At 41.2% G+C, this 20,649-nt stretch carries 11 protein-coding genes; 5 read left to right on the top strand and 6 right to left on the bottom strand.

Going from position 1 to position 20,649, the window contains the following annotated elements; genetic code table 11:
* Positions 1 to 469 precede the first annotated feature (469 nt).
* Positions 470 to 2,437 (top strand): DNA topoisomerase (ATP-hydrolyzing) subunit B, encoded by a 1,968-nt coding sequence (gyrB, locus tag W7W_RS0116100; protein WP_010664721.1) that lies wholly within the window; start codon positions 470 to 472, stop codon positions 2,435 to 2,437.
* Positions 2,438 to 2,995: 558 nt separating this feature from the next.
* Here gyrB and W7W_RS0116090 read toward each other — a convergent pair.
* Both W7W_RS0116090 and W7W_RS0116085 read right to left on the bottom strand, forming a co-directional pair.
* Positions 2,996 to 3,856 (bottom strand): sigma-70 family RNA polymerase sigma factor, encoded by an 861-nt coding sequence (locus W7W_RS0116090; RefSeq protein ID WP_010664720.1) that lies wholly within the window; start codon positions 3,854 to 3,856, stop codon positions 2,996 to 2,998.
* Positions 3,857 to 3,942: 86 nt separating this feature from the next.
* Positions 3,943 to 5,409 (bottom strand): Do family serine endopeptidase, encoded by a 1,467-nt coding sequence (locus W7W_RS0116085; RefSeq protein ID WP_010664719.1) that lies wholly within the window; start codon positions 5,407 to 5,409, stop codon positions 3,943 to 3,945.
* A 468-nt stretch (positions 5,410 to 5,877) separates the two neighbouring features.
* Between W7W_RS0116085 and dapF the strand changes: the two genes are divergently transcribed.
* Positions 5,878 to 6,678 carry a diaminopimelate epimerase gene (dapF, locus tag W7W_RS0116080; RefSeq protein WP_010664718.1) on the top strand — a complete coding sequence of 267 codons (801 nt, stop codon included), beginning with the start codon at positions 5,878 to 5,880 and terminating at the stop codon, positions 6,676 to 6,678.
* 21 nt (positions 6,679 to 6,699) lie between these two features.
* Positions 6,700 to 8,733, top strand: coding sequence for an excinuclease ABC subunit UvrB (uvrB, locus tag W7W_RS0116075; protein ID WP_010664717.1), 2,034 nt, complete (start codon positions 6,700 to 6,702; stop codon positions 8,731 to 8,733).
* Between the two features lie 312 nt (positions 8,734 to 9,045).
* Here uvrB and W7W_RS0116070 read toward each other — a convergent pair whose 3' ends face one another.
* The 3 genes from W7W_RS0116070 to W7W_RS0116060 form a co-directional block, all read right to left on the bottom strand.
* Positions 9,046 to 9,783, bottom strand: a complete 738-nt coding sequence (locus W7W_RS0116070; RefSeq protein ID WP_010664716.1) for a hypothetical protein — start codon at positions 9,781 to 9,783, stop codon at positions 9,046 to 9,048.
* 465 nt (positions 9,784 to 10,248) lie between these two features.
* Complete coding sequence (locus W7W_RS0116065) at positions 10,249 to 12,159, bottom strand: AMP-dependent synthetase/ligase (protein WP_010664715.1); 1,911 nt, start codon at positions 12,157 to 12,159, stop codon at positions 10,249 to 10,251.
* 156 nt (positions 12,160 to 12,315) lie between these two features.
* Complete coding sequence (locus W7W_RS0116060; protein ID WP_010664714.1) at positions 12,316 to 13,365, bottom strand: aldose epimerase family protein; 1,050 nt, start codon at positions 13,363 to 13,365, stop codon at positions 12,316 to 12,318.
* Positions 13,366 to 13,833: 468 nt separating this feature from the next.
* Here W7W_RS0116060 and purL point away from each other — a divergent pair, with 468 nt between their 5' ends.
* Positions 13,834 to 17,514, top strand: a complete 3,681-nt coding sequence (gene purL, locus W7W_RS0116055) for a phosphoribosylformylglycinamidine synthase (protein ID WP_010664713.1) — start codon at positions 13,834 to 13,836, stop codon at positions 17,512 to 17,514.
* 60 nt (positions 17,515 to 17,574) lie between these two features.
* On the opposite strand, the gene W7W_RS0116050 is transcribed toward purL, so the two are convergent.
* The gene (locus W7W_RS0116050) at positions 17,575 to 18,255 is read right to left on the bottom strand and encodes a ferredoxin--NADP reductase (RefSeq protein WP_010664712.1); all 681 of its coding nucleotides are present in this window, start codon (positions 18,253 to 18,255) and stop codon (positions 17,575 to 17,577) included.
* 278 nt (positions 18,256 to 18,533) lie between these two features.
* On the opposite strand from W7W_RS0116050, the gene ppk1 reads away from it, so the two are divergent.
* A complete protein-coding gene (ppk1, locus tag W7W_RS0116045; protein ID WP_010664711.1) occupies positions 18,534 to 20,633 on the top strand; it encodes a polyphosphate kinase 1 in 2,100 nt (699 codons plus the stop codon).
* Positions 20,634 to 20,649: the final 16 nt, after the last annotated feature.

Below are 20,649 nucleotides of genomic sequence, written 5' to 3'. Positions count from 1 at the left end.
TTTTTTTTTTTTTATCCTGGGTGATTGTTTTTATGGGTGCAGGGTAAAAATGAAGATATTTTTTCACATTGTTTACATTTATCAGGGAAATTTTTTTGTCTGATTTGTTCTGGAATCTTCCTTATGCAAGAGTGAAGCGGTTCCATTCGTTCTCAAATTTTTAATTATTTTTTTTGTCAGTTAATTACAAAATTTTAAACGAAGGAAATTTCGGTATCAAAACAGATACAGGAGGGCACTTTCATTAATTGTGCTCTTTTTCTATCGTTGAATGATCGATGGATATTTGCCTGTTTTTGTTTATTATTCTTTGTGTGAATAAAGGCCAGTAAATCAGGTGTTTAATCGCTGCTTGTGATCCGAAAATTGTGTTGGTTTTACACGGCATTTAACACATATTTTGTTATATTTGTGTGGCAAAAAAGATTGTCCGGTAAGTAGTCGGATAACAAATAAATAACTTAGTAAAATGAGTGATAACATTAACGAGGGCAACCTGGAGAAAACGAATGGTTATAGTGCCAGTAGTATTCAGGTGCTTGAAGGCCTGGAAGCAGTTCGTAAAAGACCGGCAATGTATATTGGAGATGTCGGATATAAAGGACTCCATCACCTGGTTTATGAGGTGGTTGATAACTCCATCGATGAAGCTTTGGCCGGGTATTGTACTTCAATCGGAGTTACTATAAATGAGGATAACAGCATTACCGTGGTAGATAATGGTCGCGGTATCCCTGTTGATTTTCACGAAAAAGAAGGACGTTCAGCTCTTGAAGTTGTAATGACAGTGCTTCATGCCGGGGGTAAATTTGACAAGGACAGTTACAAAGTTTCCGGTGGTTTGCACGGTGTTGGTGTTTCTTGTGTGAACGCTCTTTCTATTAGCCTTAAGGCTGAAGTTCATAGGGATGGCAAGATTTATCGTCAGGAATATTCAAAAGGAAAGCCGCTTTCCAGTATTGAAGAGGTCGGAACTACCGATATTAACGGTACCTGGATTACTTTTAAACCGGATGACAGTATCTTCAATGAAACAGAATATAAGTACAGTGTTCTTGCCAACAGGATGCGGGAACTTTCGTTTCTGAACGCCGGATTGGAAATCGTTCTTATCGATAAACGTGAAGTTGATGATGAAGGGAATGTGAAATCTGAACGTTTTTATTCTGATGAAGGATTGTTGGAATTTGTGAAGTTTATTGATGTCAATCGTGAGCATCTCATTGATCAGCCAATCAGCATCTCTACTGAAAAGAATGATGTGCCTGTTGATATTGCTATTGTGTATAATACCTCATTTAACGAGAATATATACTCCTATGTAAATAATATCAATACCATTGAAGGAGGTACTCATCTTACAGGGTTCCGTCGTGGATTGACACGAACTCTTAAAAACTGGGCAGATAAATCCGGTTTGCTTTCCAAACTTAAGTTTGACATCAGTGGCGATGACTTCCGTGAAGGTCTCACAGCTGTTATTTCTGTAAAGGTGGCTGAACCTCAGTTTGAAGGACAGACCAAAACAAAGCTTGGAAATAGTGAAGTTAGTCTTGCTGTTGACCAGGCTGTAAGTACAATGCTTAACAACTATCTGGAAGAGAATCCTAAGGATGCCAAAGCAATTGTAAATAAGGTGATTCTTGCTGCTACTGCCCGGCATGCTGCCCGAAAAGCCAGAGAATTGGTGCAACGGAAAAGTGTACTGACAGGTGGTGGTTTGCCCGGTAAGCTGGCTGACTGCTCCGAAAAAGATCCTGCTCAATCCGAAATTTTCCTTGTTGAGGGAGATTCAGCGGGAGGTACCGCCAAGCAGGGACGAAGCCGTCGTTTTCAGGCTATTTTGCCCTTGAGAGGTAAGATTCTTAATGTGGAAAAAGCGCTTCAACACCGTGTGTTCGAAAGTGATGAGATAAAAAATATCTTTACTGCTCTGGGGGTAAATATCGGAACAGAGGACGATAGTAAGGCACTCAATACAGAGAAACTTCGCTATCATAAGATTGTGATTATGACGGATGCCGATGTGGACGGACGTCACATTAACACGTTGATTATGACGTTCTTTTTCCGTTATATGAAAGAACTTATCAAGGACGGATATCTCTATATTGCTGCACCTCCGCTTTACTTCCTCAAGAAGGGGAAAAATGAGCAGTATTGCTGGACCGATGCTCAACGTCGTGAATTTGTTGAAAAATTTGCGGACGGCAAGGAGGATTCTGTTCACATACAGCGCTATAAAGGTCTTGGTGAGATGAATGCCGAACAGCTTTGGCATACCACCATGAATCCTGAAAACCGTCTGTTGAGACAGGTGACTTATGATAATGCCGCTGAAGCAGATCGTATTTTCAGCATGCTTATGGGGGACGATGTGCCACCTCGCAGAGAGTTTATTGAGAAGAACGCCACTTATGCCAATATTGATGCCTAAGAGGAAACATAAATAAATAAAACCGTCCTTTGTACAGGGCGGTTTTTTTTATTTATAAATCATCATCAGAATGCATATTTGAAAAAGTTTATTACATAAGTTATGTGAAAAAAATGGCTAAATGATTTCGATGGAAGAACCGTAGTTTTTAGAGCGAAAGTTGGCGCTCTCATGGATTATTGCGATAAGAGAGAACAATATCAAGCTTTCTTGAATATTGTCGAACGTAGCAATAATCATGAAATATTTTTTTTGATTATTTTTTTTGTGTCAAGAATACGATAACACTATAAGAATTGAATGGCAAATGGTTTGGAAAAATAAAAGAGTTTAAGCCCTTGAAAAACAGCTTTCTAAACCGAAAAGTGCTGCGTAAGTAACCTAAGTTATATAATAGACAAAAAAAGTAATTCAGGGTTTAAGGGCTGAAATCCCTCTTGGATAGTCTATTGTTCTCAAATAAATTAGGTTAAGTACGCATTTTTATGATGAACCTTACTTATAAAAGAAAAAGCCTTCCGGAGTTTTTCCGAAAGGCTCTGTTATTTGTGAATTCATTTATCCCAAATAAGATTTCAAGAGTTTACTTCTTGAAGTATGCCTGAGACGACGAATCGCTTTTTCTTTAATCTGACGAACACGTTCACGAGTCAGACCGAATCTTTCTCCTATTTCTTCCAGCGTCATTTCCTGGCAGCCAATCCCGAAGAAAAGCTTAATAATGTCGCTTTCTCTTTCGGTAAGAGTAGCCAGAGCACGCTCTATTTCACGGGCCAGTGACTCGTTGATCAGTGTTTTATCAGCATTTGGAGAATCACTGTTTACCAGTACATCCAGCAAACTGTTGTCTTCACCTTCTACAAAAGGTGCATCTACAGAAATGTGACGACCGGAAACTCTCAACGTATCTGCCACTTTTTCTGCAGGGATTTCCAGCTGATCTGCCAATTCTTCCGGTGAGGGTTTGCGTTCATGCTCCTGCTCAAACTTTGAGTAGGCTTTGTTGATCTTGTTCAGGGATCCCACCTGATTCAGCGGCAAACGCACAATTTGCGACTGCTCTGCCAGTGCCTGAAGAATGGACTGACGAATCCACCAAACAGCATAGGAGATAAATTTGAATCCCCTGGTCTCATCAAATTTTTCGGCAGCCTTAATCAATCCAAGGTTACCCTCATTTATGAGGTCAGGAAGACTTAACCCCTGATTCTGGTATTGTTTGGCCACTGAAACCACAAAGCGCAGGTTGGCACGGGTAAGCTTCTCAAGTGCGATCTGGTCGCCCTTCTTTATCCGCTGTGCCAATTCAACTTCCTCCTCCACGGAAATCAGGTCTTCGCGGCCAATTTCCTGAAGATATTTGTCCAACGACGCGCTCTCGCGGTTAGTGATCGATTTAGTTATCTTTAATTGTCTCATAAAAATTTCCCAAAAATACGCCGCAAAAGTACAACAATTCGGTGACTATTGCAAGCCGCCGGGAGTGCCTTATCTGTTACGTTCAGTTATCTGTCTAAGTTTATTGCATAATAAGCAACCTGTCCGTTGGGGTAAATTCCGGTGAGGAATAGTCCTTCTTCTACCATTTCCACAACTTTACGTAAATCATCTGTGCTGTTAATCGGTACCCGGTTGGCTTTTGTTATGATGTATCCTTCCTGAATTCCCGCATCTCTGAGTTTCCCGTTTTCCAGCTTAGATACTTTGATTCCGTTGCTGATTCTGAGACGCGCTTTATCTTCGTCTGAAACTTTTTCAAACGATGCTCCCAGAATCGAAAGTGATTTGTCTGCTTTTACAACGTCAGTGGAGCCATAAATGTTTCGCAAAGTGACAGAAAAATCTTTCTTTTTTCCATCTCTCAATGCAGTGACGTTAACTTTATCCCCGGGGCGGAAGCGGCTGATTTTTTCCTGAAGCTCGGAGACTTTCTTTACTTCTTCATTGTTAACACTGGTAATCACGTCACCTTCTTTCAGACCTGCCTCTTCGGCACCACTGGATTCTATTACATTGGCCACATAAACTCCCTGGCTTACTTCAAGATCCAGTTCTTCTGATAATTGGCTGTTTACATTGCGAATATTGATTCCCAAAATTCCTCTTTGGACTTTTCCAAATTCCATCAGGTCTGCCACTACCTTGCTGACGATGCTTACCGGCACTGCAAAAGAATACCCGGTGTAGGAGCCTGTTTGCGAAGCTATGGCTGTGTTTATTCCAATTAATTCACCTTTTGTGTTAACCAGTGCGCCGCCACTGTTCCCGGGATTCACTGCAGCATCAGTCTGGATAAATGACTCTATACCCAGTGTTCCTTGTTGATTTGCCAAAATGTTAATACTTCTCGATTTGGCGCTTACAATCCCCGCAGTAACGGTTGAGGTCAGGTTAAACGGGTTGCCAACAGCCAATACCCATTCTCCGATTTTCAGATTGTCCGAGTTGCCGTATCGCATATAAGGCAAATCCTCTTCGTCAATCTTCAATAGAGCAAGATCTGTGGATGGATCCGTTCCAACAATAACTGCTTTATAGGTGCGGTTATCGTTCAGGGTCACTTCAATGTTGGTGGCCTTGTCGATGACGTGATTGTTGGTTACAATATATCCATCGGTTGTAATAACTACTCCTGAGCCTGACCCCATGACGGGCTGCTGTTGCCGGGGCATAGGACTGCCCGGTCCGAAGAAGAAATCAAACAAAGGACTTCCTGAATAGGATTGAGTCTGCGTACTCACTGTCTTGACGTGGACAACCGCATGTACTGAATTCTCAGCTGCTTTTGTGAAATCCGGATATTCTCCGGTTGGTCCCGATGGGAGAGAGGTATATCGTGCTGCGTGTGTATGCTCTCCCGGAACTTCTATGATTCGTGTTTCTGGTTTGACAAAATATGAGTAGGCAATTACGGATACCAATGCACTAATAACAGCAATTGCAAATACCGAAAATATTTTTTTTGTATTCATGTTTCAGAATTTTTTTGGTTTAACAATTTACGGTTTTAGCAAATCAAATGATATGCCTTTATTGCAACTGTTGTAAAACTTAACTTTTTTTAATTCTTGTTAGCGATTGGATTAAGGAACAGGGCCGTTTATTATTGTGAACATCAGTATTCATCTGGCTTCAGTTTGTTATTAGAAACAAGCTGGTTAAAACCCTTTAAAGGTCACAAAAGAGCCCCAGACGATGCTCCCCGTAACCCTAACCCTAAGAAACCGGAAAGCAACATTTGCCGGGGCTGTTTTGTAATGGTTGACAAATTATCTGTTTTATTAATTTACAACTCATCTGGTGGGTTTGTCAAATATTTCCTTTTATTTTGGGCTTCTCTATTCGTAATTTTGTGGATATAATAATTCACTTTGGTTTTGCCGGGAGTGATGTTGATGGAGTTGAGTTGTTGAATGTCAAATGATAAACAAATGGTAAAGATGACAAAAATTCAGTTTTCTAAGTATCAGGGAACAGGTAATGATTTTATTTTGATTGATAATCGGGATGGGTCTTTTGACGGAGATGATAATCACCTGATTTCTGCCATGTGCCACCGGAGATTTGGAGTTGGAGCAGATGGTCTTATGTTGCTGGAGTCTTCGGAGAGCTATTCTTTTACCATGCGTTATTTCAATAGCGATGGGGGAGAGGCAACGATGTGTGGCAATGGTGGTCGTTGTTTGGCAGCCTTTGCGGTTCATCGAGGTGTAGTCGCTGAAAATGAGTATTTTTCGTTCGATGCTGTGGATGGTGTTCATGAGGCTCTTGTGAATGGAGAAATGGTTAGTCTCAAGATGATTAATGTCGCGGGCTACGAAGAGAAAGAAGAGGGTTTGTTTTTGGATACCGGCTCGCCGCATTTTATAAAATTTGTAGATAATCCTGAGTTGATCGATGTTTTTAACGAAGGTAGTTTTTGGCGAAATCATGATGTTTTTGCACCCGGAGGGACCAATGTTAATTTTGTGGGAAAACCTGTTGGGGGGGAAGTATCCATGAGGACTTTTGAACGTGGGGTGGAGGATGAAACCTGGTCCTGCGGAACCGGTGCGGTAGCCTCTGCAATTGCCACTTATATCAGGAGTGGTGAAGGCAACTGTTACGACATGAAAGTGCCGGGAGGTAAACTTACTGTCAGTTTTGATGTTGTAAACACAGGAGGTTTTGAAAATGTTTGGTTGAAAGGGCCGGCCAGGCATGTTTTTGAAGGAAGTATTGATGCCAAAGTCTTCCTCTAACTAAGATCTTAATCAGTTTAAATGGATTTAAAAATAATATCAGATTTTCAGCCGACAGGTGATCAGCCTGAAGCTATTCGTCAGTTAACTGAGGGGGTTAACAGTGGGAATCCGTTTCAGACATTGCTTGGAGTGACCGGATCGGGTAAAACTTTTACTATTGCAAATCTTATTGAAAAGGTACAAAAACCTACCTTAATTCTTAGCCATAACAAAACACTGGCGGCTCAATTATATGGTGAGTTTAAAAGCTTCTTCCCGGAAAATGCGGTTGAATACTTTGTCTCTTATTACGATTACTACCAGCCGGAAGCATATATTCCGGTATCAGATACTTACATTGAAAAGGATTTGTCCATCAATGATGAAATTGAAAAGCTTCGGCTGAGTGCAACTTCAGCATTACTGTCGGGACGGCGGGATGTGATCGTTGTATCATCTGTTTCCTGTCTTTATGGTATTGGAAATCCTGAGGATTTTCATGCCAATGTAATTCCACTTGAGGTGGGGAAGGAGATTGGCAGAAATAAATTCCTGCGGCACTTGGTGGAGGCTTTGTATTCCAGAAATGAAGTTGAATTTCAACGTGGGAACTTCAGAGTCAAAGGGGATACTGTTGAGATTTTTCTCGCTTATGCTGATCATGCCTGCAGGGTTATTTTCTGGGGAGATGAAATTGAGACCATCGAAACTTTTGATCCAATTAACAACATCACCCTTTCTTCTACAGATCAAATTTTGATATATCCGGCCAATATTTTTGTGACCACTAAAGAACGGATTAACCAGGCCATCAGAATGATCCAGGATGACCTGGTGAAACAGGTGGCTTATTTTCGTGAGATTGGGAAACCTCTTGAAGCGAAACGATTGGATGAACGTGTCAACTATGATCTGGAAATGATCAGAGAACTAGGACACTGCCCCGGAATTGAGAATTACAGCCGTTACTTTGATGGTCGCGCCGAAGGAACACGTCCTTTCTGCCTTTTGGATTATTTTCCCAATGATTTTCTGACTGTAGTGGATGAAAGCCATGTTACCTTGCCTCAGGTAAGAGCGATGTACGGGGGAGACTATAGCCGTAAACAAAATCTAGTTGAGTATGGGTTTCGCTTGCCGGCTGCATTGGATAACCGTCCATTGAAATTTGATGAATTTGAACGCATTACCAATCAAACAATTTTTGTTAGTGCTACTCCTGCAGATTATGAACTTGAAAAATGTGAGGGAGTGGTTGTGGAACAGGTTATCCGTCCCACCGGATTGCTTGACCCTGTGATTGATGTTCGCCCCAGTCTTAATCAGATTGATGATCTTCTGGAAGAAATCAGAGTACGAGTCAACGCTAATGAGCGTGTTCTGGTGACTACACTTACCAAGCGGATGGCTGAGGAGCTGACCAAATATCTTCAAAGACTGGATATTAAGACAGAATATATTCACTCAGATGTGGATACGCTTGAGCGGGTTAAAATTATGGAACACCTGAGAAATGGTGTTATTGATGTATTGGTTGGTGTCAACTTGCTACGGGAAGGTCTTGACCTGCCAGAAGTTTCCCTGGTGGCAATTTTGGATGCTGATAAGGAGGGCTTTTTGCGTTCTACCCGTTCACTAACCCAGACCGCCGGTCGTGCTGCCCGAAATCTGAATGGAACGGTTATTATGTATGCCGATAAAATTACCAAATCGATGCAGGAAACCATCGATGCAACCAATTACCGGAGAGAAAAACAGCTGGCTTACAACGAAAAACATGGGATAACTCCGGCCGCCATTATTAAAAAGCGCAGTAGTGCTTTTCAAAATCAGGAAGAAGCAGAGAACGTTCCGGGGACTTCCCATGTATATTCCGGTCCTGAAGATCAGGGAGTGGATGCAGCTGCCGATCCTGTTTTGTCTTATATGTCGGCCGAAAAACTTGAAAAAACCATCGCTGAAACAAAAAAGGCTATGCAGAAAGCCGCCAAAGAGTTGGACTTTATTCAGGCTGCTCAATACAGGGACGAAATGTTTCGGTTGGAAAAATTGTTGAAAAAGAAGAAGGGGTAGTGGTGTATGGTAATAAGTCAGAAGCACCTGCAGAGGTTAAAAGAAATAAAACAAAGAAATGAGTAACATTGTAAGTAGTGCCCGTCTATAAAGTCGGGAAAATTGTAGTAAATACACCGCCCTCTCATTATTGGTGGCGACGCCATTAATAATGAGAGGGCGGTGGGGATACTTCTAACCCCAAGACGTTGCCCTGGCTATTGCTCGCAGGCTTTCAGCCTGTTTACACCTTATCTGGCTTATGTAAAAGCAGTTTAAGAGAATTTATTGAATGTCTGATAAAACCTGCTCCTCAGGTCATTATTTTTCAGACTAGAAAAACAAAAACCGTTTCTTATTAGGTCTTCTGGCCGGACTTCGGCGTGATTTAGACTGATAAAACTGTCTTGTTTTGATGTAACTTTTGCGGTTGTATTTTGGATCGTTTCGTAGTTTGCTGTCCTGAATGACGAAAGTAACACCCACCATGAAGTTGTAATAAACGTCATAGGGATCGGTAGATACCGGGTTTACCTCTGTTTGCCAATCATCTCCCGAATACCACACGTCATGCACATCCATTCGGTCAGTAAAAGGAAGCGCGCCAGTTATTTCTATGTTAGCACTAATCATGGGATTTATCCAAAAGGAAGCTCCACCACCCGCAGAAACCATAGGTGCAATTTCTGATGCAGATCGCCATTCTTCATCTTGTGGCCCACTTCCAATTTCTCCCCAGTACTCTGTTGAAGAATAGTAAACAAGCCCTGCATTCAAATGCACATACGGTTGAAAAGTACGTTGACGAAAATACCCCATAATATGATTGAGCGGTTTGTAACTTCCGCCAATAGAAAATTCAGTGTAAATATTATCGAAATAGGCATATTCTAGACCTGAAGTGGGGAACACCTGTGTCCCTTGCATTTTCCCTCCTAAAAGCTGAACCCGGGCTGACAACATTTCATTCATTTCGCGGTCAACCAGTCCTCCAACAGAAAAACTTCCCCGGGATTTATCTACCAAATCGCCGAAAAACATGTTGTAACCACCTCGGGCTGTAACACTCATACCTTCAAGTAAGTTTAACGATCCTCCTCTTCGCTGAGAATGGCTGTTGCTTGAAAACAAGAGTGTTATAGCAAATATTAATATGGCAATTTTTGCGCTTTTATGCATGAACAGTATAAGTTAGTGTGTCTTAAACCGACTGTAAAAATGGGAAAAACTTTACTAATACAAAAACTACATACGTTGGTTTGTCGGCAAAGTTGGCTTTTTTCCTTATCTTTTTTACAAAATGCCGAAAAAGTTATTTCACTGTCTTTGTTTTTTACATGTAATCAGTAACAAAAAATATGTTTAAATAGTCACCTGATTATATATTGATGAGCAAAATACTAAATTTCCTGAAAACAGGAACTATATTTTTATGTTGATTTAAATATAGACAGATTTTATTGTTTTTATCGAAGTTTTTGCCAGTTGTAATTTCACAAAATCATTGCCATGGTGACTAATGAACATCCTAAAAGGTTATTTGTGAATAAATTTGGCAAGGTTGCTTTTGTTTTTTTCCGATATAAACTCTTTTCCTTCTGCGGTGTAAAGATAATTGATTTCATCAGAAAAATACTCTTCAACTTTTCGACGAACTATTTTCATAGTGCTATTCAGAAGTTTATTGCTTTCAGTGAAGGGTTCTGGAAGAATAATACTGGCAGCGGGCAGCCATCTTGCCGGAAACAGTTCTTCAAGTTTGCCTCCTTTTTTGAATTCTGCCATCTGCTCCTGGATGGTTTGCAGTATTTTTTTTGCTTTTTCCTCCTGCGACATTTCGTCACCCAACTCCTTAGATAACTGATTGACCTTTTCCGAACTGGGAACAATTAACCCTATGGTGTAAGGATTTTGATTGTTGTGCAATACAAACTGGTCAACTAGTGGGCAGTGATCTATGATCGCTTCTTCTATACCTTCAGGACTGTATTTCTCCCCATCGGAGCCAATGAGCAGACTCTTGAAGCGTCCCAAAACGTAAAGGTAACCTTGGTTGTCCAGGTAACCCAGATCGCCTGTGAAGAGCCAGCCATCTATAATGGTTTCATTGGTTGCTTCCTGATTTTTCCAATAACCCAGCATCACATTTTCTCCTTTCACCACAATCTCTCCGGAAGTTCCGGCAGGAAGGGTATTCCCGTCGGAATCACAAATTTTCACTTCCAGATTTTGTACGATAGGTCCTGAAGAACCAAGTTTATGATGATCAGGTGTATTGGCCGATATAATAGGGGCTGCCTCACTTAGTCCGTACCCCTGATACATTGGGGTTCCCAGGGCGTAGAAGAATCGTTGCAAATCAATATCCAGGAGAGCTCCTCCACCGATGAAGAACTGGAGATTGCCCCCAAAACGAACCCTGATGGTTTGGAAAAGTATCCTGTCGAAAAGTTTATACAGAGGAGCTGTTATTTTTTTTAATCCCTTGCCTTTGTCATTTCCGCTTCCGTTGTACCAAATCGAATAGTTCATTGCAAAGTTAAACAGTCCTGACACCACTTTCCCCTTGGAAGCAATTCCTTTTTCAATGTTTTTTCTGAAGTTTTTTGCCATCGCAGGTACGCTCATTAAAACATGCGGTTGAATTTCCATAATGTTGTTGGAGAAATTCTTTAATGTTTCAATCTGATTTCGACCCGTTTCTACTGATGCAATGGAAGCTCCCTTATACATGAAGGCATAAAGTGCTGCAGTATGCGCGAATGCATGATCCCAGGGAAGGACAACCAATGTTCTGAAGTGCGCCGGAATGTCGATGAAGCTAAAGGCCTGCTCCACGTTGGCCGTGTAATTCCGGTGTGAAAGCATGATTCCCTTGGGTTGTGCGGTGGTTCCGGATGTATAGGAAATATTGGCTATATCATTGAAATGAACGGCATTTTTTATCTCTTCAACTTCCTGTCGGTGGGTTTCCAGGAAAGTTTTTCCTGATTTGATTAATTTACTGTAAATGAGCTCTTTCTCCTGCGTATCTTCAATGTCGTCTAAAACAATGATCTTTTCAAGGAAAGTAAGTTCTTGAAGAATTTCACGAATTTTTGGAAGTTGGTTTCTGGAAACAATAATCATTCTGGATTCAGAATGTTCCAACCTGAATATTAAATCCTGGTCTGCTTCCAGCTTTGCACTCAGCGGAACATTGATGGCCCCGCAATACAAAATGGCAAGTTCGGAAATAAGCCATTGGTTGCGGCCTTCAGATAACAATGCAAGGCGATCTCCTTTCTTTATGCCTAGTTCAATCAGGCCTGCTGCAAGATCCATGACCAGATTTTTGGTCTCCTTATATGTGGTAGGCTGAAAACGTCCTTCGCTTTTCTCCCAAAGAAGCGGGTTTTCACCATACTTATTTACTCTCTCTTCGAAATAGTCAATAATACTAACCATGGTCTTAAAATTTGTTAATATGCAAAAATAGAAAAATTGTTTAAACCTGATTAATTGATATTGTCAAACTTCTTTGTTGGAAAAGGACACTGAGGGAAAGCTGCTTTCTGATAAAAAAAATGACCGGAATGTTAAAAACAAACCGGTCAGATTTTTCTATTCTACACCAAACTTAAAAATGGTGGTGTGACTGTATGGTTTTTCTGGGGTCACAATGCAGGAGGGGAAAGAAGGATGGTTGGGAGAATCCGGAAAGTACTGGGTCTCGAAGCACATGGCCGAGAAACGATCAAATTTTCTTTCTGCATTTTCATAGCTGCCATCCAGATGATAACCTGAATAAAACTGCATTCCGGGCATGGTCGTATATACTTCCATCAGCCTTCCCGACCGACTCTCTTTGGCTATTGCTGCGCGTCTCAAATCGCCTTCATTACCACTGATTACCAGATTGTGGTCATAAGCGTCTTTGGGAAGATGATTGAGACGTTCTCCTACTTTGTGAAATTCCTTGAAATCAAATGGGGTTCCCTTTGTAGAAATAATCTCTCCTATGGGTACGTCATCTTTTCTCGGAGTGTAATCATCCGAAAAAATCATCACATCATGTTCCAGAATATTACTTTTATCACCCGACAGGTTAAAATAACTATGGTTGGTCAGATTTACAGGGGTTGCTGCATCACTTGATGCATTGTAGTCAATGATGAGTTCATTCTCGTTGCTTAAATAAAATCTGACTTCCACATCAAGATTTCCAGGGTACCCTTCGTCATTATCAGGGCTTTTAAGACGCATAATAAGCACCTGACCTGCGTCAGTGTCTTCGATCTTAGGTGACCAGATTCTGGAATGGAAACCAGTGGGGCCTCCGTGAAGGTGATGATTCCCGTTGTTGATGCGGAGTTTGTATTTCTTGCCGTTAAGTTCAAATTGACCCCGTGCTATTCTGTTGGCAAAACGTCCAACGGTGGCTCCAAGAAAAACACAATTGTCAAGATAGTTCTTTGCGAGGTATTGCATCGGGTCGTCAAAACCAAGAACAATATTGGCAAATTTGCCGTCTTTATCTTTAGTTTCTATACGGGTTATTGCTGCCCCTGCATTGGTGATGTAAATGGTTGTGCCTTCATCGTTTGTTAGCTCAAACAACTTAACAGAATGTTTCTGGGCTTCATTGGATACATTATGTTCTTTAATATTCATGTTGAGTGTTTTAATTTTCTTTAATTGATGCTTTTCTCTGAGTAATTCATAAATAATTTACGAATTGTGTTACGCCTTATATGAAAACAGTTTTTTTGTCTGATGTATGAAATTGGCTTCTCGTAGGTTATGTGTCAGAGTATTGCTGAATAAGGACTGTTACCTTTTGGGAATTCCACAATGGTATGTTGACAAAATAACTACTGAAAAGAATTACTTTGTATTAAAAATTTCTTTAAAATATAGAAAGTGACTAACATCTGCAACAGCAAAAGTAAACAAATTTTACAATTTGGAAGGATTTTAAACAGGTTGCTGGTTTCTGATAAAACCTTTTCTGTTGTTTTTAATAATCCTCAATAAAATGAATAGGACTGTGACAGGTTAAGAACAATTTCATATAATAATTCCCTTATTTGTGTTAATTTTGCAACTTCAAAGTACAAACTGCATAAAACTGAAAATCTCATGATCCTTTTCTTTCAGGGGGACAACCGGCTGGTGTTAGCGGTAGGTTGTTATAAAACCCTTACTCAAACCGATTTGGAAAAACTTACCTGGCTCTTTGACGGAGCGCGTCTGATGTCTGAAAACAAATTGGATGGCTTTTTTATCGGTCCCAGACGGGAAATGATAACTCCCTGGAGTACCAACGCGGTTGAAATTACCCAAAACATGGGAATTGACGGGATTGAGCGTATTGAAGAGTTTTTTGAGACGGATAACGAAAATGCTCAATTCGACCCGATGCTTCAGGTTCGGTACAAAGGTCTGGATCAGGAGATTTTTCACATTGATAAAGAACCGGAGCCGATTGTTTTTATTGATGATATTGAAGCTTATAATATTAAAGAGGGCCTGGCCTTAAACGAGGAAGAAATAGGTTATCTCAACGGATTGAGCGAGCGGCTTGGACGAAAACTGACCGACAGCGAGGTGTTTGGTTTCTCTCAGGTCAATTCTGAGCATTGTCGTCATAAAATATTTAACGGAACATTCGTGATTGACGGGGAAGAGAAAGAGAGTTCTCTTTTTCAGCTCATAAAGCGTACTTCTAAGGAAAATCCCAATTATTTGGTTTCTGCTTATAAAGATAATGTAGCCTTTATTCAGGGACCCGTAATGAAACAGTTTGCTCCCGGACGTCAGGATACGGCAGACTATTTTGTGGAGAAAGAGATTGAGTCGGTACTGTCATTAAAGGCTGAAACGCATAACTTCCCCACCACCGTGGAACCCTTCAACGGTGCTGCTACCGGTTCCGGAGGCGAAATCCGTGATCGTTTGGGCGGAGGTAAAGGAAGTTTGCCACTCGCCGGTACGGCTGTTTATATGACAAGTTATTCCAGATTGGAGGAAGGACGGAATTGGGAAGAAAAATTTAAGGCTCGTCCCTGGCTTTATCAAACTCCGGAACAGATATTAATCAAGGCCTCAAACGGAGCAAGTGATTTTGGAAATAAATTTGGTCAACCGCTTATTTGTGGCTCTGTTCTTACTTTCGAGCATTTTGAAAACCAGCTTAAATTTGCTTTTGATAAAGTAATAATGCTGGCGGGTGGAATTGGTTTTGCAAAAAAGTCCGACAGCTTGAAAGATACACCTTCCAAAGGTGATCGTGTGGTTGTTTTGGGTGGTGATAATTATCGGATTGGAATGGGTGGAGGTGCTGTTTCCTCTGTGGCAACCGGAGAATTTGCCAATGCCATTGAACTGAATGCTGTTCAACGTTCTAATCCGGAGATGCAAAAACGTGCCATGAACGCGATCCGTGCCATGGTGGAGGGGAATGAGAATCCAATTATTTCCATTCATGATCATGGTGCAGGTGGTCATCTTAATTGTTTGTCGGAGCTGGTAGAGGAAACAGGAGGTACCATTCACCTGGATAAACTTCCTGTGGGAGATCCGACTCTTTCTGCTCGGGAGATAGTTGGGAATGAGTCGCAGGAGAGAATGGGACTGGTGCTTCACGAGGACCATGTGGAGATATTAAAGAGGGTTGCCGAAAGGGAACGATCTCCTTTTTATGTGGTTGGAGAAACAACGGGAGATATGCAGTTTAAGTTCGAAGACAATAAGGGCAATGCACCGATAGATCTTCAGCTTGCCGATATGTTTGGAAATCCACCCAAAACAGTCATGAATGACGTGAGTGTGGATCGAAAATTTGAGGAGTTGAATTATTCTGCTGATAAGATTGAAGCTTACCTTGAGGCTGTTCTTCAATTGGAATCAGTTGCGTGTAAAGACTGGCTTACGAATAAGGTCGATCGCTCTGTTACAGGGAAAGTGGCTCGTCAGCAAACCATCGGAGAAATTCAATTGCCTCTGAGTGACCTGGGAGCCACTGCTATTGATTATTCAGGCACCAAAGGAATGGCTACTTCTGTGGGCCATGCTCCCGGAATTGGTCTTATTGATGCTTCTGCAGGTGCATTGGTTTCAGTTGCCGAATCTTTAACCAATATTGTATGGGCCCCATTAACGCACGGGATTGAGGGAATTAGCCTGAGTGCCAACTGGATGTGGCCATGCCGAAACAAAGGAGAAGATGCCCGGTTGTATGATGCTGCCGAAGCAGTGAGTGATTTTGTTTGTGATTTGGGAATCAATATTCCCACCGGAAAGGATTCACTTTCCATGACCCAGAAATATTCCGACGGAGAAGCTGTGATGTCTCCCGGCACGGTGATTATTAGTGCGGCAGGAGAAGTGGATGATGTGCGCAGGATTGTTACTCCATTGCTGAAAAAAGATGAAAACACCTATTTGTTGCACATCGATCTTTCGTTCGACAAACTAAAACTTGGAGGTAGCAGCTTTGCACAGATCATTAATACACTCGGCAATGAAGCACCGACTGTTACTGATGCAGACTATTTCAAAAATGGATTCGAAACGATACAGAAACTGATTAGAAAAGGGTTGGTGCTTGCGGGACATGACGTTTCTGCAGGTGGTTTGGTAACTACCCTTCTTGAAATGTGCTTCGCCAATAAAGACTTTGGAATTAGTGCCAATCTTTCTGAAATGGAGGAAAAGGATCCGGTAAAACTACTGTTCAGTGAAAATCCGGCTGTTGTTATTCAAGTAGCGGAATTGGAGAAAGTTTCAGCAATTCTGGAAGAGGCTGGTGTGCAGTTTAGCGTAATTGGAAAACCGGTTCAGAAACGTCGTTTGAAAGTAACTACAGCTGTAAAAGCATTTGTTTTCGATATTGATGAGTTACGCGATGTCTGGTTCAGAACCTCCTATCTGCTGGACAAGAACCAGAGTGGACTTCAAAAGGCCAGGGAGAGGTTTGAGAACTATAAGAATCAGGTGCTCTCTTATCAGTTTCCGTCTCATTTTATTGGATCAGAGGCTTCACTTGATTTAATTAAACCTGCCAGAAAGGCGAAGGCTGCCATCATTCGCGAAAAGGGAGTTAATGGTGACAGGGAAATGGCCTATTCACTTTACAAAGCAGGTTTTGCCGTTAAGGATGTGCATATGACCGATCTTATCAGCGGACGGGAAACGCTTGAAGAGATTGACTTTATTGTGTTTGTCGGTGGATTTTCTAATTCAGATGTACTGGGTTCTGCAAAAGGTTGGGCCGGGGCTTTCCTTTACAATGAGAAGGCAAAAAAGGCACTGGATGATTTTTATGCGCGACCCGATACGCTGAGTCTTGGAATATGTAATGGTTGCCAGCTTATGGTAAATCTTGATTTGGTAAACCCGGAACATGAAAAGAAAGCCAAAATGCTTCACAACGATTCACATAAGTTTGAATCCATTTTCCTGAACATGAGCATACAGGAGAACAACTCTGTAATGCTTGAGTCTCTTTCCGGATCCCGGATAGGTGTGTGGGTGGCTCATGGAGAAGGAAAATTTGAACTGCCACTGGAGGAAAATGCTTACCATATCCCCGGAAAGTATTCTTATGAGGCTTATCCTGCAAATCCCAATGGAAGTGATTACAATGCAGCCGCTATTTGTTCAGCCGACGGGCGTCATCTGGCCATGATGCCCCACCTTGAAAGGGCTGTATTCCCCTGGCAATGGGGGTATTATCCTGAAGATCGCAGCGAGGATGAAGTCACTCCCTGGATGGAAGCCTTTGTGAATGCCAGAAAATGGATTGAGGAGAAGAAGTAGATATCCTATAAATATTAAAGGGGAACAGCCAACTATTCAGGTCAGGTTGTTCCCCTTTTTTTAAAAGTAAACTTCTGCATGAATCTTTTCGGAGGGAACTCCCTGTGCTTCCAGAATGTCATATACATCATGTATCATACTGCTGTTTCCGCATAAATAGCATCGGATGTCAGGGCCGACAGGGTGGTCTTCCAGCCAGTTGGTGACACGTCCAAAGTATGAATTGTCACTTTTCTGTCTGGAAGTACAGGAAATATACCGTGATGGCTCATAAAAGTCCGCCTCATATCTTTCGGAATTGTCACGAATACCATGTATCAATGTATAATTCAATTCGGGGTTTGATTTGATAAAACTGTGAAACGGTGAGATGCCGGTTCCACTGGCAATGAAAAGCAGTTTTTCTTCGGGATTTTCCTTCACCGGAAGTGAAAAATACCCAACCGGTTCCTCAACAACCAACATATTGCCCGGTAGCTGCTTTTTCAGTACCGGGGAGATGAACCCATCAGAAACTTCTTTTACCAGAATTTCAAGATAATCATCTTTCTCTCCACTGTAGATGGAGTATTCTCTGGTATGAATACTGTTGGCGGGACCAACATTTATATGCTGTCCGGCTTTGAATTCCAAATTGTTTTTTTCAATTTTTACTATAAATGTGGAATCGTTCAAATGACGCATTTCCAATATTTCATGCAATTTTGTGGAAATTTTGTTTGCTTCGGATACTTCATTCATGATGCTGAAAAGATTAAAATATTATTTGGTTTATTGATTATCAGATGTCCCTGACAATTTAGTGTCCCGGTTTCTTGTGATTGGTCTCCGGAAGAGTTGAATCAGACCTGATAAAGTTGTTACGTGATAGAAACGATATAATTATTAAAAGGTTTAATATATCAGGAGGAAAAAATCCGAAATAGTCAATATTAACAATATTCGATATTATTTTCTTGGAACACTTCAACAAATTATCTATATTTTAGTTTTTCTTATGTCTGCTAAAAGTAGAATACATGATATATTCCAAATACAGGTCTAAAGAATTGAGCTGGCTCTTTTTTAACGGAAGGGTGCTTCAGGAGGCTTCTAAAAAGGAAGTTCCTCTTATTGAGCGCATTAAGTTTCTGGGTATTTATTCCAATAATCTGGATGAATATTTCAGGGTTCGTGTGGCTCTTTTAAAGAGGCTTGTCCAACTTCGTAAGGATTCGGAGATTGATGGTACTTCGCCACTCGAAACATTGCGCGAAGTAAACAGGGTTGTTCGTCAGCAGGGGCTTGAATTTGGAAAAATCTATGAACAAATAATTCATGAGCTTGAAGCGCACAACGTTTATATGCTCGATGAAAAGTCCCTGAATCAGAAACAGGGTGAATATGTGCGCCGTGTTTTTGAGCATAAGGTCAGGCCCAAATTGATGCCGATAATTATTTCAAAACGCAGACCGTTGCCTGATCTGGAGGATGACGCCATCTATCTTGGGGTGATTTTGAGAAAACACAAGACAGGAAAATCGATATATGCTCTTTTGGAACTTCCTGTTGATGCATTGGGACGTTTTTTTATTGTACCCTCCAGCGAAAGAACTACAAGTATGCTTTTGCTTGATGATGTTATTCGTTATGAGCTGAAGGATATCTTTTATATGTTTGATTTTGATGAGATTGGAGCTTATACTTTTAAGTTGACCCGCGACGCTGAATTGGATATAGATGACGATATTTCTGAAAGTTATGTGAGTGCCATTGTGCAGAGCCTGGAGCGCAGAAAGGATGCCCCGCCAGTTCGTTTTGTGTACGATAAGGAGATGCCTGAGGATTTGTTGGAGATATTGCTTCGAAAACTTCATTTCTCAAAGGATGATACCATTATTCAGGGAGGTCGTTACCACAATTTTAAAGATTTTATGGACTTTCCCAAGATAGGGGGAACCGACATGGTTTATGATCCGCTTCCGCCTATCAGACATGAATATTATCCAGATGGTCAGTCAGTTTTTCCGGTATTACACCAGCGGGATATTTTGTTGCATTTTCCATATCATTCATTTCTTCATCTTATAGATTTTCTTCGCGAAGCGAGTATTGATCCGTTGGTTCGGGATATGAAAATCACTATTTACCGGGTTGCGAAGCATTCCAATGTGATGGATGCTTTGATAAATGCTGCCCATAACGGGAAAAAAGTTACCGTGGTGATGGAGCTGCAGGCACGCTTTGATGAGGCGCATAATATAAAATGGGCCAACAAACTTGCTGATGCAGGAATTAAAGTGATATATGGCGTTAAAGGGCTCAAGGTACATTCCAAACTTTGTTATGTGACCCGGAAAGAAAAAGGTAAACTAAAACGTTATGCATGCGTTGGAACCGGGAACTTCAATGAGGATTCGGCCCGTATTTTTAGCGATCATTTGTTAATGACTGCTCATGATGGAATCGCCAGAGAGGTGGGGTCTGTCTTCGAATTTTTTGATAAAAATTACAGAATAGCTCGCTACAGCCACTTGTGGGTGTCACCATTCTTTCTTCGAAAAAGAATTAATGAATTAGTAAATCAGGAAATTAAAATTGCCAGGCAGGGAGGGGAAGCCCGCATTTGGTTGAAAGTAAACAACCTGGCAGATTACAGAATCATTAAAAGGCTGTATGAAGCCCACAGAGCAGGAGTGGATGTTCGCTTGAATGTGCGGGGAATGTTTTCTCTTATTCCTGATTATGACAATAATGGAAATCCAATACCGTCTATCGGGTTGATTGACAGATTGCTTGAGCATAGTCGTTTTTATGTTTTTGGAAAAGGTGAGCGGGAACGCATTTACATTGCTTCTGCCGATTTGATGGCGAGGAACCTTGATCGACGGGTAGAAGTTGCGTGTCCGGTTTATGATGAAAATCTTAAAAACGAGCTTTTGAATATGTTCCGGATTCAATGGAAAGATACCAGTGCTGCCAGGATTCTGGATAATGAATTGTCCAACAGATTAAAGAAACCTGCTGAAGGTGAAAAGCCCATTCGCTCACAAATTGAGTTTTACAATTATCTTAATCGTATCAACCACGAAGTCGGAGGTGAAGTTCTGAAAAATGGGATAAAAGTCTCTGAAAGCTGATTTTTGTTGTTGTTTC

The organism is Marinilabilia salmonicolor JCM 21150, from assembly GCF_000259075.1.
GTDB classification, from domain to species: domain Bacteria; phylum Bacteroidota; class Bacteroidia; order Bacteroidales; family Marinilabiliaceae; genus Marinilabilia; species Marinilabilia salmonicolor.
This window is presented reverse-complemented; position numbering and strand designations above follow the sequence as displayed.

Bases quoted from the DNA above. Each gene is read 5' to 3' on its own strand.
- gyrB (WP_010664721.1), top strand. From the start codon at position 470: ATGAGTGATAACATTAACGAGGGCAACCTGGAGAAAACGAATGGTTAT.
- W7W_RS0116090 (WP_010664720.1), bottom strand. From the start codon at position 3,856: ATGAGACAATTAAAGATAACTAAATCGATCACTAACCGCGAGAGCGCG.
- W7W_RS0116085 (WP_010664719.1), bottom strand. From the start codon at position 5,409: ATGAATACAAAAAAAATATTTTCGGTATTTGCAATTGCTGTTATTAGT.
- dapF (WP_010664718.1), top strand. From the start codon at position 5,878: ATGACAAAAATTCAGTTTTCTAAGTATCAGGGAACAGGTAATGATTTT.
- uvrB (WP_010664717.1), top strand. From the start codon at position 6,700: ATGGATTTAAAAATAATATCAGATTTTCAGCCGACAGGTGATCAGCCT.
- W7W_RS0116070 (WP_010664716.1), bottom strand. From the start codon at position 9,783: ATGAGTGTTACAGCCCGAGGTGGTTACAACATGTTTTTCGGCGATTTG.
- W7W_RS0116065 (WP_010664715.1), bottom strand. From the start codon at position 12,159: ATGGTTAGTATTATTGACTATTTCGAAGAGAGAGTAAATAAGTATGGT.
- W7W_RS0116060 (WP_010664714.1), bottom strand. From the start codon at position 13,365: ATGAATATTAAAGAACATAATGTATCCAATGAAGCCCAGAAACATTCT.
- purL (WP_010664713.1), top strand. From the start codon at position 13,834: ATGATCCTTTTCTTTCAGGGGGACAACCGGCTGGTGTTAGCGGTAGGT.
- W7W_RS0116050 (WP_010664712.1), bottom strand. From the start codon at position 18,255: ATGAATGAAGTATCCGAAGCAAACAAAATTTCCACAAAATTGCATGAA.
- ppk1 (WP_010664711.1), top strand. From the start codon at position 18,534: ATGATATATTCCAAATACAGGTCTAAAGAATTGAGCTGGCTCTTTTTT.